Below are 13054 nucleotides of genomic sequence, written 5' to 3'. Positions count from 1 at the left end.
ACGAAGTCAGTAACATCTATACGGCAAGGCGACGTTGACGCGGTTTGAAGAGATTTTTGAAGAGTATGAAACGAAAAGGAGGTTGGTCATTGTACCAGCCTCCTTTTGAGTGTGATATAATAGTTCTATGAGATTAGATAAATTTTTAGTTGCCTGCGCTGTAGGGAGCCGGACAGAGGTCAAAAACATGCTCAAGGCTGGGCGTGTGACTGTAAATGGTAAAAAAGAAAAATCGGCTAAATTGCAGATTGATGAAAAAATAGATGAGATTCGCTTTGATGGGCAAGTGTTGGAGTATGAAGAGTTTGTCTACTACATGATGAACAAGCCCCAAGGGGTTATTTCAGCGACTGAAGATCCTAAACACAGAACGGTGTTGGACTTGTTGGATGACTTGGCTCGGAGCAAGGAAGTTTTCCCAGTAGGTCGCTTGGATATTGACACGCATGGTCTTTTGCTCTTGACCAATGACGGCAAGCTTGCCCATGCTCTTCTTTCACCCAAGCATCATGTGGACAAGACCTATTTGGCTCAGGTCAAGGGAATCATGGCCCAAGAAGATGTGGAGATATTTGCCAAGGGCATTCCGCTCAAAGACTTTACCTGTCAGCCCGCTAGACTGGAGATTCTTTACACAGATGCAGAAAAGAATCAGAGCCAAATCTGTGTGACTATTGCAGAAGGGAAGTTTCATCAGGTCAAGCGTATGGTAGCCTACTGTGGCAAGGAAGTAGTAGACCTACAGCGTTTGGCTATGGGAACTCTGATTTTAGATGAGAACTTACAAAGAGGAGAATGGCGTCGCTTGACCGAGGAGGAATTAGAAGCTCTCCTTGCAAGTATTGCTTAGTTTGGTTTATATTAGAAAAAGGTGAGGAAGAATGTCCTTGCCTTTTATGTTTTTCAGTTGCTTCCTTTGTGAAAAGAGTTATAATAGACTGTAGAATAAAAGGAGGAATCTATGGACGCGATTCAAGAATCATTTACTGATAAACTATTTGCCAATTATGAAGCAAATGTAAAATACCAAGCGATTGAAAATGCTGCCAGCCACAACGGAATTTTTGCAGCTCTAGAACGTCGCCAAAGCCATGTAGATAACACACCTGTTTTCTCATTGGATTTGACCAAGGACAAGGTAACCAACCAGAAAGCATCTGGTCGTTGCTGGATGTTTGCAGCTCTTAACACCTTCCGCCACAAACTCATCTCACAATACAAACTAGAAAATTTTGAGTTATCACAGGCCCACACCTTCTTCTGGGACAAGTATGAGAAATCAAACTGGTTCTTGGAGCAAGTGATTGCGACTGCAGACCAAGACTTGACGAGTCGTAAGGTTAGCTTCCTACTCCAAACTCCACAACAAGATGGTGGACAATGGGATATGGTGGTGTCTCTCTTTGAGAAATACGGTGTCGTGCCTAAGTCAGTTTACCCTGAGTCAGTTTCATCTAGTAGCAGCCGTGAGCTAAATGCAATCCTTAACAAATTGCTTCGCCAAGATGCTCAAATCTTGCGTGACTTGCTTGCTTCTGGCGCAGACCAAGCGACTGTTCAAGCTAAGAAAGAAGACCTCTTGCAAGAAATCTTTAACTTCCTTGCTATGTCATTGGGTCTTCCACCACGTAAATTTGACTTTGCTTATCGCGATAAGGATAACAACTACCAAAGCGAAAAGGGCATTACACCACAGGAATTTTACAAGAAATATGTCAATCTTCCTCTAGAAGATTACGTTTCTGTTATCAACGCCCCAACTGCTGACAAGCCTTACGGCAAATCTTACACAGTTGAGATGTTAGGAAATGTAGTTGGTAGCCGTGCAGTTCGCTACATCAACGTGCCGATGGAGCGCTTAAAAGAATTGGCGATTGCTCAAATGCAAGCAGGTGAGACTGTTTGGTTTGGTTCTGATGTTGGTCAGCTCAGCAACCGTAAAGCTGGAATCCTTGCGACAGATGTTTATGACTTTGAATCAAGCATGGATATTCAATTCACTCAAGACAAGGCTGGACGTTTGGATTACACCGAAAGCTTGATGACCCACGCTATGGTTTTGACAGGTGTTGATTTGGACGAAAATGGCAAATCAATCAAGTGGAAGGTTGAAAACTCATGGGGAGACAAGGTCGGTACAGATGGTTACTTTGTTGCCTCAGACGCTTGGATGGACGAATACACATACCAAATCGTTGTCCGCAAAGAATTGCTGACAGCCGAAGAACAGGCTGCCTATGAAGCAGAACCAATTGTTCTTGCACCATGGGATCCAATGGGAGCCTTGGCAGAATAATACTCTTCGAAAATCTCTTCAAACCACGTCAGCTTCGCCTTGCCGTATATATGTTACTGACTTCGTCAGTTCTATCTACAACCTCAAAGCAGTGCTTTGAGCAGCCTGCGGCAAGCTTCCTAGTTTGCTCTTTGATTTTCATTGAGTATAAAAACATAGAAAAAAGGAATCAGGTTTAGAACCTGGTTCCTTTTGAGTTTCTTGATTACATGATACCGAAGAAACGAGCTGCGATACCTACTGCAAAGAGTGCAAGGATGATTGAGATTGGTGATACTTTTTTCTTAAGCAACCACATGCAAAGGAAAGTAAGGAGAAGTCCCATCAATCCTGGGATCAATGAGTTCAACTGTCCTTGAAGAGTTTGTGGTTGAATCTTATCTAGGCTCAATCCACCAAGTGCTTGACCAAGGATACCTTTCAATTCAGCACCTGATACAGGTCCTTCTGGGAAGTTGATGTAGGCACCTTCAGCCAATTGTTTACCTGGAAGGTTAACCGTGAAGTTGATAGATACCCAACGTTGTACAAGAACGGCAAGGATGAACATACCAAGGATAGAAGCACCTTTAGTGATGTCTTTCAAGATACCACCAGACATGTCTTTAGTGATTTCAGATCCAGCCTTGTAACCAAACTCTTGTGTGTACCATAGGAAGGCCATACGGATCGCATTCCATCCGAAGAAGAAGAGAAGTGGTCCAACCAAGTTACCAGATGCAGCAAGTGATGCACCAAGAGCTCCAAGGATAGGACGAACTGTAAACCAGAATACTGGGTCACCGATACCAGCAAGAGGTCCCATCATACCGATTTTAACCCCTTGGATAGCAGCGTCATCGATTTCAACACCGTTCGCACGTTCTTCTTCAAGTGCAAGAGTAACCCCCATGATTGGAGCAGCTACGTATGGGTGAGTGTTGAAGAATTCAAGGTGACGCTCAAGAGCAGCAGCTTGATCTTCTTTAGTAGTGTACAATTTTTTGATAGCTGGGATCAATGAGTAAGCCCAACCCAAGTTTTGCATACGCTCGTAGTTCCAAGAACCTTGAAGGAATTGTGAACGCCACCAAACTTTTTTACGATCTGATTTTGATAATTGAAGTTTTTCAGTCATGATTGTTCCCCTTTCTAGTAGTCTTCTAGGATATCACCGATTGGGTCGTTAGAAGTTGCAGCTCCTCCGCCACCGTTACCACCTTGTTTTGAAAGGTTAAGGTAGATGAAGGCAAGGGCAACACCGACTACACCAAGGGCAATCAAAGTCAATTGAGAAATGGCAGCAAGTGCAAAACCGATTGCGAAGAATGGCCATACTTCACGAGTTGCCATCATGTTGATAACCATAGCGTAACCAACGGCAACGACCATAGCACCACCGACAGCCATACCACCGTTCAACCAGTCTGGCATCAATTTAAGAGCATCTTGAACGGCAGAAGCTGGGATAGCGATAAGGAAGGCTGCAGGGATAGCAATACGAAGACCTTGAAGAAGAAGTGCAACAAAGTGAGCACGTTCAACAGCCGCAATATTTCCTTCTTTAGCAGCAGCATCTGCAGTGTGAACCAAACCAACTGAGATTGTACGAACAATCATAGTCAAGAAAAGTCCAGCTACGGCAAGAGGGATAGCTGTTGCTGTTGCAACGGCGATACCTTCAGTAGTAAAGTTACCACCTTTGATCAAGATGATTGCTGCGGCAACAGATGCAAGAGCAGCGTCAGGAGCTACGGCAGCTCCGATATTTGCCCAACCAAGGGCGATCATTTGAAGTGATCCACCAAGCATAACCCCTGCTTCGAGGTTACCAGTTGCAAGTCCGATAAGGGTACATGCGACGATTGGTTGATGGAATTGGAATTGGTCGAGGATACCTTCAAGACCTGCAAGGAAGGCAACAACTACAACCAAGACAGCAGAAATAATTGAAATATCTGACATGGTTTTATTCCTTTTCTATTTAATGATAATAAAGTGAAAAATTTTCTTAGGATTCTTCTATAGTTTGATATTTGTTATTGAACGTTGGCTTTGCTAATCAAGTCAAACAAATCTTTTTTAGTGTCGTTTGGTACTTTACGTACGTCAAATTCAACACCGAGGTCACGCATTTTTTCAAATGTAGCAACGTCATCTTTGTCCATAGACAAAACGTTGTTGACCATTGTTTTACCTGTTGAGTGAGCCATTGATCCTACGTTAAGGGTCTTGATTGGCACGCCACCTTCGATTGCACGAAGGGCATCTTGAGGTGTTTCAAACAAGATAAGGGCATGTGTTTCTCCAAAGCGTGGGTCTTTTGAAACCTCAATCAATTTTTGAATTGGAACAACATTAGCTCTGACATTATTTGGAGCTGCTTGTTTAATCAATTCTTTACGAAGGTCGTCGTTGGCAACGTTATCTGAAGCAACGATGATGCGGTCTGCTTTTGAATCTGGAGTCCAAGCAGTTGCAACCTGACCGTGAAGGAGACGAGTGTCAAGACGGGCAAGGTTAATCTTGAGTTTTCCATCTCCGATAACAGTTCCTTCTGGGATAGCAGCTTGGGCAACTGGAGTAGCTGTAGCACTTGCAACTTCTTCAGCTGGATTGAGCTCTTCTGGAAGAGCTTTGATGCCATCTTTGGCTTCTTTGATAATATTAGCAGCGACTTTTTCTACACCTGCAGCAGCGTCCATCAGGCGCTCTGTGTAGGCTTGAATTAACATCGGTAAGTTAAGTCCTGTGATGATGGCAAACTTACGCTCAGGATTTTCTCCCATCACGCGACTAGCTTGGTTAAATGGAGATCCACTCCAAAGGTCAGCCAAAACTAGAACCTCATCTTCTGCGTCAAATGCAGCAACAGCGTTATTAAACTTAGCGTATAGATCATCAGGACCTTCATTTGGCATAAAGGTTACAACTTGAACCTTTTCTTGTTCACCAAAGATCATAGAACCTGACTGATGAATACCCGCAGCAAATTCGCCGTGGCTCGCAATAATGATTCCGATACTCATTATTGTCATTCCTCCTTTTTTGTTTTAGTTTTCGTTTAAGAAAACTTTAAGACTGTTTAAGTATAAACCGTTTTCATCTAAAAATCAACTATTTATCATAAAATAATTAAAAAGATTACATCTGAAAATATTGATATATTGAGTTTTAGAGAAGTTTTTTTGAATCCTTATTAAAAAATTTAATATAAAAAAGTTGGAAGCGCATTCCAACTTTTAAAATAGGTTTTTATTAGATTAGTGGGTGAAGTCGAGTACCATACGTCCTTGGATTTGACCTTTTTCCATTTCGTCAAAAATAGCTACGGCATCTTCTACTGGACGTTTTTGGACAACTGGAACTACCAAACCTTCTGCACCGAATTGGAAGGCTTCTTCCAAGTCTTTACGAGTTCCAACAAGAGAACCGATAACTTGGATTCCATCTAGAACTGTTTTCACGATGCTGAGTTCCATCATTTCAGAAGGAAGACCAACAGCGACTACGCGACCACCGGCACGAACTGAGTCAACAGCCTGGTTGAAGGCAACTTTGGATACAGCAGTTACGACAGCTGAATGAGCTCCTCCATCAGTTTTTTCCTTGATGAGTCCAGGTACATCTTCAACTTCGAGGCCGTTAATCACAATGTCAGCACCTACTTCTTTTGCAAGGGCAAGTTTGTCGTTATTGATATCAACTGCGATGACATGAGCATTGAATACTTTTTTAGCGTATTGAACAGCTAGGTTACCAAGTCCACCAGCGCCGTAAAGAACAACCCATTGGCCTGGTTCAACTTTGGCTTCTTTAATGGCTTTATAGGTTGTTACACCAGCACATGTGATAGAAGAGGCTTGGGCTGGATCAAGTCCGTCAGGAACTTTGACAGCATAGTCTGCAGTTACGATACATTGTTCAGCCATACCTCCGTCTACTGAGTAGCCGGCATTTTTCACTGTACGGCAAAGAGTTTCACGACCAGTTGTACAGTATTCGCAAGTACCACATCCTTCAAAGAACCAAGCAACGCTGACGCGGTCGCCAACTTTAAGGCTTTTTACATCTGGGGCAATTTCTTTGACGATACCAACACCTTCGTGACCTAGGACACGTCCTGGTACTTGACCAAAGTCACCATGGGCAACGTGGAGGTCAGTGTGGCAAACACCACAGTATTCAATTTCTACAAGTGCTTCCCCAGTTTCAAGTGGACGGAGTACTTTTTCTTCAACAGCAACACCAGTGCTTTCTGGATTTACAACAACAGCTTTCATAGCTATCCTCCTTGATATTGACCGAGAACAGGGATAACGGGACTGGATTGATTTTGTGTCAACAGAGTCGAGTATGACGAGCTCTCTTGTATTTATATGTAAAGTATATCACAAAAGAAAGCCTTTTCCAAGGTTTTGGAAGTAAAAAATAGAATAATCGATTAACTGGTTGATGAGACTGTGAAAAGAGCACAAAGACCAGCTCGCAAGCTGGTCAGTATGAACTATAAGAATAAGTCCTGTAGGGTTTTGGCAACCCCATCTTGGTCATTGGTTAGGGGGAGTTGCTCATCTGCATAAGGGAGCAATTCTGGATTGGCATTTTTCATTGCATAGCCTTTTCCAGCAAAAGATAGCATCTCAGTATCATTGTGTTCATCTCCAAAGGCAATCAAATCCTTTTTATCACGATTCATTACTTTGAGCAAGTAGTCCAAAGCAAAGGCCTTGTTGACTCCTTTTGGAGTACACTCAAGGATATTGAGCGGACCTCCCCAGGTATTGATAGACAGTTGATGCTGGTAGAAGGCGTTCATTTCTTTTGCCAAGGCATATTTGTCACTGGCTCTGGTCTGTAAAAGAATACAGTTAGGATCCTTGGTTACCAACTCAGGCTGGAATTGATCTTCAGGCTGGAAAGCTTCTACACCAAATAGTTTGGGATTAGCAATTTCTTCATTAGGATTTGTAATGTAGAATTTTTTACGATATTCTCCAGCTATAAAATCGGCTTGAATGTCCTCTGAACGTCGAACCATATCTAAAAGATATTTTTTGTCTACAGTCAAACACTTTTCAAAATCCCAAACTTGGTCTGGTAAATGAGTAAGGGAGCCGTTGAAATTAATCATAGGAGTGTTTAAGCCTAGTTCACGGTAAAAATCTTTTGACATGCGGTAAGGGCGACCCGTCGTAATAATAACCTGATGCCCTTTTTCAGTAACTTTTTTTATTGTTTCTTTGGTAAAGTCAGAAATCTGACTGTCTGAGTTGAGCAGGGTTCCATCCAGGTCAACTGCAATAATTTTTTTCGTCATAGGGACCTTTCTAGTGTCTTTTCAGATAAGATGTCTACTATTATAACAGAAAGCAGGAAGAAAAGCAGATTCGAAACCAAAAAAGAAATTCCATCAAATTCTTAAATAAATCAAACAAAGATATTGAAAAAGTGAATGATAAATGATATAATTCTATTATTGTTCGTAAAAATTAAAAGGAGATTGATAATGGACAAATTATTTAAACTAAAAGAGAATGGTACAGACGTTCGTACAGAGGTTCTCGCTGGTTTAACAACTTTCTTTGCAATGAGCTATATTCTCTTTGTAAACCCACAAATTCTTTCGCAAACAGGAATGCCTGCTCAGGGTGTATTCCTCGCAACGATTATCGGTGCAGTTGCTGGTACCCTGATGATGGCCTTCTACGCCAACTTGCCATATGCTCAAGCGCCAGGTATGGGACTCAATGCCTTCTTTACCTTTACAGTTGTATTTGGGCTTGGTTATTCATGGCAAGAAGCCCTAGCTATGGTCTTTATCTGTGGAATTATCTCATTGATTATTACCTTGACAAATGTTCGTAAAATGATCATTGAATCGATTCCAAACGCCCTTCGTTCAGCTATTTCAGCTGGTATCGGTGTCTTTCTTGCCTACGTGGGGATTAAGAATGCTGGACTTTTGAAATTCTCTATCGATCCAGGAAATTACACGGTTGCAGGAGAAGGGGCTGATAAAGCTCAAGCAGCGATTACAGCAAATGCTTCAGCAGTTCCAGGCTTGGTCAGCTTTAATAATCCAGCTGTTTTGGTGGCTCTTGCAGGACTTGCTATCACAATCTTCTTTGTTATCAAAGGGATTAAAGGGGGAATTATCCTCTCTATCTTGACAACAACTGTTCTTGCTATCGCAGTTGGTTTGGTAGATTTGTCTAGTATCGATTTTGCTAATAACCATGTTGGTGCAGCTTTTGAAGACTTGAAGACAGTCTTTGGTGCAGCTCTTGGTTCAGAAGGTTTGGGAGCTTTGATTTCAGATACAGCTCGCTTACCTGAAACTCTTATGGCAATTCTTGCCTTCTCGTTGACAGATATTTTTGACACAATTGGTACCTTGATCGGTACGGGTGAAAAAGTTGGTATCGTAGCGACAAACGGTGAAAATCATCAATCAGCTAAGTTGGACAAGGCTCTTTATTCAGACTTGATTGGTACTTCAATTGGTGCCATCGCTGGTACTTCAAACGTAACGACTTATGTTGAGTCTGCTGCTGGTATTGGTGCAGGTGGACGTACAGGTTTGACAGCCTTGGTTGTGGCAATCTGTTTTGCAATCTCAAGCTTCTTTAGCCCACTTCTAGCTATCGTACCAACAGCTGCTACAGCTCCAATCTTGATTATCGTTGGAATTATGATGTTGGCTAGCTTGAAAAATATCCATTGGGATGATATGGCTGAAGCGGTTCCTGCCTTCTTCACATCTATCTTTATGGGATTCAGCTACTCTATCACTCAAGGGATTGCAGTTGGTTTCTTGACTTACACTTTGACTAAGCTTGTCAAAGGTCAAGCTAAAGATGTTCATGTCATGATTTGGATTTTGGATGCCTTGTTTATCCTTAACTATATCAGCATGGCACTATAAATGCTATAATATAAAAAGGGGTTCTCCCCTTTTTATATTATAGTTACTTGAAAATTGCTTCAAACTAGGTAGGTGATTTTGATTGAATGGTAGGAGTATGATTGATGATAAAAAAGAATATTTGGGGTGAAGTATTAAACAGGGGGAAGTGGTTAATAATCTTTCTAGTAGGGCTTTTGTTTTCTCAGTTTCCTTTAGCCCTAGCAACTTTTCTAACTAGCAGAAAATTTCCACTGCTTCAAGATGGACTATTAGTAGGGGCCGTATCTCTTGTAGTTTTAACTGTATTTATAATAGGTGCTAGGAAAACACAGTTGGCTAGTTTTGGTTTATCGTTTTTCAAGGCTAAGGATTTGGCTAGATTGGCCTTAAGCTATCTAGTGATTCTTGCCTTTAATATTCTTGGTGTGGTCTTACTGCGTTTGATGAATGAAACAACAACCAGCAATCAATCAAATATTAATGATTTGGTCCAGAATAGTTCCTTAATTTCCAGTTTTTTCTTACTGGTTCTAATAGCTCCTATTTGTGAGGAGATTTTATGTCGAGGAGTGATTCCTAAAAAACTCTTTCGTGGTAAAGAAAATGTGGGTTATATAGTCGGTGCTATTATCTTTGCCTTGCTTCATTTACCGACAAATCTACCTTCTCTTCTTATCTATGGAGGAATGTCAACTGTGCTAACTTGGACAGTTTATAAAACCCAACGTTTGGAAATGTCTATCTTACTTCACATGATTGTGAATGGGGTTGTTTTCTGTTTGTTGACTCTCGTGGTGATTTTGAGTCGGACATTAGGGATCTCTGTTTAAGATTTTTGACAATTGCTTACTTGTTTCTACTGGGAAAAAGATGAATGCAATCGTGTCCATCTTTTTCTTTTTATGGTAAAATAGAGAAATAATATGATGAAAAGCCTTGAGGGAGTGACCGATATGTCAAGTAAAGCCAATCATGCAAAGACAGCTATTTGTGGAATTATCAATGTAACCCCAGACTCCTTTTCGGACGGTGGTCAATTTTTTGCTCTTGAGCAGGCGCTCCAGCAGGCTCGTAAATTGATAGCAGAAGGAGCCAGCATGCTAGATATCGGCGGAGAATCGACTCGGCCGGGAAGTAGCTATGTTGAGATAGAAGAGGAAATCCAGCGTGTTGTTCCAGTGATTAAAGCGATTCGCAAGGAAAGTGATGTCCTCATTTCTATCGATACTTGGAAAAGTCAGGTGGCAGAGGCTGCTTTGGCTGCTGGTGCCAATCTAGTCAATGATATCACTGGTCTAATGGGTGATGAAAAAATGGCCCATGTGGTTGCTAAGGCTGGAGCGAAAGTAGTCATTATGTTTAATCCAGTCATGGCTCGACCTCAGCATCCTAGCTCACTCATCTTTCCTCATTTTGGCTTTGGTCAAGCTTTTACAGAGGAAGAGTTAGGTGACTTTGAAAAAATGCCAATCGAAGAATTGATGGAGGCTTTCTTTGAACGAGCACTAGCGAGAGCAGAGGAAGCTGGTATTGCACCAGAAAATATCCTGTTGGATCCAGGAATCGGCTTTGGTCTGACCAAGAAAGAAAATCTGCTTCTTTTACGGGATCTGGATAAACTACATCAGAAAGGCTATCCAATCTTTCTTGGAGTGTCGCGCAAGAGGTTTGTCATCAATATTCTTGAAGAAAATGGTTTTGAAGTCAATCCTGAGACAGAACTTGGTTTCCGCAATCGAGATACGGCTTCGGCTCATGTAACTAGTATTGCTGCAAGACAGGGTGTAGAAGTGGTGCGCGTGCATGACGTAGCTAGTCACAGGATGGCAGTTGAAATTGCCTCCGCCATTCGTCTGGCTGATGAAGCGGAAAATCTAGATTTAAAACAATATAAATAAGATGAAAGAATTTGAAAACAATCAGTGGATTGCCCACTATCGGACGGATCAACCGCATTTTGGCTTGGAACGAATGGTGGAACTATTAGCTTTGCGTGGCAATCCCCATCTCAAACTCAAGGTCATCCATATCGGAGGGACCAATGGCAAGGGTTCGACCATTGCTTTTTTGAAAAAGATGCTAGAAAAGCTAGGGCTGAGAGTTGGCGTGTTTAGCTCGCCCTATCTCATTCATTACACAGATCAGATTAGCATCAATGGGGAATCTATCCCAGAGGCTAGACTAGAAGCCCTCATGGCAGACTATCAGTCGTTGCTGGAAGGGGAATCGGCTGCTAATTTGCAGGGGACAACTGAGTTTGAGATTATCACAGCTTTGGCCTATGACTACTTTAACTCGGAGCAAGTAGATGTGGCCATCATGGAAGTTGGTATGGGGGGACTCTTGGATAGTACCAATGTTTGTCAGCCAATTTTAACAGGAATTACGACCATTGGATTGGACCATGTAGCCCTACTTGGTGACACCTTGGAAGCTATAGCAGAGCAGAAAGCTGGTATTATCAAAAAAGGTATTCCCTTGGTGACAGGTCGTATTGCTCCAGAAGCTTTGGCTGTGATTGACCGCATTGCGGAAGGGAAAGATGCGCCGAGATTTGCCTACGGGACAGATTATCAGGTCCGCCATCAAAAGAGTATGGTTACAGGCGAAGTCTTTGACTATACAAGTGTTGTCAGACAAGGTCGCTTCCAGACTGGCCTGTTGGGTTTGCACCAGATAGAGAATGCTGGGATGGCCATAGCTTTACTTGATAATTTTTGTCAAGAAGAAGGTCGAGAACTAGCAAGCAATCACTTGCTTGCTCAAGCCTTGGAAGAAACAAGTTGGCCAGGGCGTTTGGAAATCGTGTCAAGGAACCCCTTGATGATTTTGGATGGAGCCCACAATCCCCATGCTATCAAGGCTTTATTAGCAACTTTGCAAGAACGCTTTGCGAATTATCGTAAGGAAATCCTCTTTACTTGTATCAAAACCAAGGCCTTGGAGGATATGTTGGATTTGTTGGAGCAAATCCCAGATACCGAGCTTACTCTGACACATTTTGACGATAGTCGGGCGACTGATGAAAGCGTGCTGGAAGAGGTAGCTAAGTCTAGAAATCTCAGCTACCAAGGTTGGCAGGGCTTTCTAGAGCAGAAATTGACAGATAAAAAAGAAGAGAAAAAAACAGTTAGGATTGTCACAGGTTCCTTGTATTTCTTGAGCCAAGTGAGAGCCTATCTGATGGAGAGGAAAAACGAAAATGGATACACAAAAGATTGAAGCAGCTGTAAAAATGATTATCGAGGCTGTCGGAGAGGACACTAACCGCGAGGGCTTGCAGGAAACACCTGCTCGTGTGGCTCGTATGTACCAAGAGATTTTTTCAGGTCTTGGTCAAACAGCGGAGGAACATTTGTCAAAATCTTTTGAGATTATTGACGATAATATGGTGGTAGAAAAGGATATTTTTTTCCATACCATGTGTGAACACCACTTCTTGCCATTTTATGGGAGAGCGCATATTGCCTATATTCCAGATGGCCGTGTAGCAGGTTTGTCTAAGCTAGCCCGTACGGTTGAAGTTTATTCTAAAAAGCCACAAATTCAAGAACGATTGAATATCGAAGTGGCCGATGCCTTGATGGAGTATCTAGGTGCTAAAGGAGCCTTTGTTGTCATTGAGGCGGAACATATGTGTATGAGCATGCGTGGTGTCAGAAAACCAGGCACTGCAACCTTGACGACAGTAGCTCGTGGTCTATTTGAAACAGATAAGGACCTCCGAGATCAGGCTTATCGTTTAATGGGACTATAATACTCTTCGAAAATCAAATTCAAACCACGTCAGCTTCCATCTGCAACCTCAAAACAGTGTTTTGAGCAGTCTGCGGCTAGCTTCTTAGTTTGCACTTTGATTTTCATTGAGT

The 13054-nt window shown here is 42.2% G+C and carries 12 protein-coding genes; 7 read left to right on the top strand and 5 right to left on the bottom strand.

Annotated elements, in window-relative coordinates:
• Nucleotides 1-127 precede the first annotated feature (127 nt).
• Entirely contained in the window at nt 128-850 is a 723-nt protein-coding gene (locus tag HMPREF2764_RS01465) for a pseudouridine synthase (protein ID WP_070526639.1), read from the top strand.
• A gap of 111 nt (nt 851-961) precedes the next feature.
• Nucleotides 962-2296, top strand: coding sequence for an aminopeptidase C (pepC, locus tag HMPREF2764_RS01455; RefSeq protein WP_070526636.1), 1335 nt, complete (start codon nt 962-964; stop codon nt 2294-2296).
• A gap of 205 nt (nt 2297-2501) precedes the next feature.
• Here the strand turns inward: pepC and HMPREF2764_RS01450 are convergent, their stop codons facing one another.
• The 5 genes from HMPREF2764_RS01450 to HMPREF2764_RS01430 form a co-directional block, all read right to left on the bottom strand.
• On the bottom strand, nt 2502-3413 hold the full coding sequence (locus HMPREF2764_RS01450; protein WP_000136858.1) for a PTS system mannose/fructose/sorbose family transporter subunit IID: 912 nt from the start codon (nt 3411-3413) through the stop codon (nt 2502-2504).
• 14 nt (nt 3414-3427) lie between these two features.
• Nucleotides 3428-4240 (bottom strand): PTS mannose/fructose/sorbose transporter subunit IIC, encoded by an 813-nt coding sequence (locus HMPREF2764_RS01445; RefSeq protein ID WP_070526633.1) that lies wholly within the window; start codon nt 4238-4240, stop codon nt 3428-3430.
• A 74-nt stretch (nt 4241-4314) separates the two neighbouring features.
• The gene (locus HMPREF2764_RS01440; protein ID WP_000021967.1) at nt 4315-5304 is read right to left on the bottom strand and encodes a PTS sugar transporter subunit IIB; all 990 of its coding nucleotides are present in this window, start codon (nt 5302-5304) and stop codon (nt 4315-4317) included.
• Nucleotides 5305-5538: 234 nt separating this feature from the next.
• On the bottom strand, nt 5539-6558 hold the full coding sequence (gene adhP, locus HMPREF2764_RS01435; protein WP_000649186.1) for an alcohol dehydrogenase AdhP: 1020 nt from the start codon (nt 6556-6558) through the stop codon (nt 5539-5541).
• A gap of 224 nt (nt 6559-6782) precedes the next feature.
• A complete protein-coding gene (locus HMPREF2764_RS01430) occupies nt 6783-7595 on the bottom strand; it encodes a Cof-type HAD-IIB family hydrolase (RefSeq protein WP_070526630.1) in 813 nt (270 codons plus the stop codon).
• 189 nt (nt 7596-7784) lie between these two features.
• On the opposite strand from HMPREF2764_RS01430, the gene HMPREF2764_RS01425 reads away from it, so the two are divergent.
• The 5 genes from HMPREF2764_RS01425 (at nt 7785) to folE (ending at nt 12942) form a co-directional block, all read left to right on the top strand.
• On the top strand, nt 7785-9203 hold the full coding sequence (locus HMPREF2764_RS01425; protein WP_049551196.1) for an NCS2 family permease: 1419 nt from the start codon (nt 7785-7787) through the stop codon (nt 9201-9203).
• A gap of 104 nt (nt 9204-9307) precedes the next feature.
• Nucleotides 9308-10015 carry a CPBP family intramembrane glutamic endopeptidase gene (locus HMPREF2764_RS01420; protein WP_070526627.1) on the top strand — a complete coding sequence of 236 codons (708 nt, stop codon included), beginning with the start codon at nt 9308-9310 and terminating at the stop codon, nt 10013-10015.
• A gap of 93 nt (nt 10016-10108) precedes the next feature.
• Nucleotides 10109-11083, top strand: coding sequence for a dihydropteroate synthase (folP, locus tag HMPREF2764_RS01415; RefSeq protein WP_070526624.1), 975 nt, complete (start codon nt 10109-10111; stop codon nt 11081-11083).
• A 1-nt stretch (nt 11084) separates the two neighbouring features.
• Nucleotides 11085-12407 (top strand): bifunctional folylpolyglutamate synthase/dihydrofolate synthase, encoded by a 1323-nt coding sequence (locus HMPREF2764_RS01410; RefSeq protein ID WP_070526621.1) that lies wholly within the window; start codon nt 11085-11087, stop codon nt 12405-12407.
• On the top strand, nt 12388-12942 hold the full coding sequence (gene folE / locus HMPREF2764_RS01405) for a GTP cyclohydrolase I FolE (protein WP_000380920.1): 555 nt from the start codon (nt 12388-12390) through the stop codon (nt 12940-12942). Before HMPREF2764_RS01410 ends, folE begins: the two co-directional genes overlap by 20 nt.
• The last annotated feature ends 112 nt before the right edge of the window (nt 12943-13054 follow it).

It is taken from the genome of Streptococcus sp. HMSC073F11 (genome assembly GCF_001810785.1).
Classification (GTDB): domain Bacteria; phylum Bacillota; class Bacilli; order Lactobacillales; family Streptococcaceae; genus Streptococcus.
The sequence above is the reverse complement of the archived record's forward strand: the minus strand, read 5'-3'. Positions and strand labels throughout refer to the sequence as shown.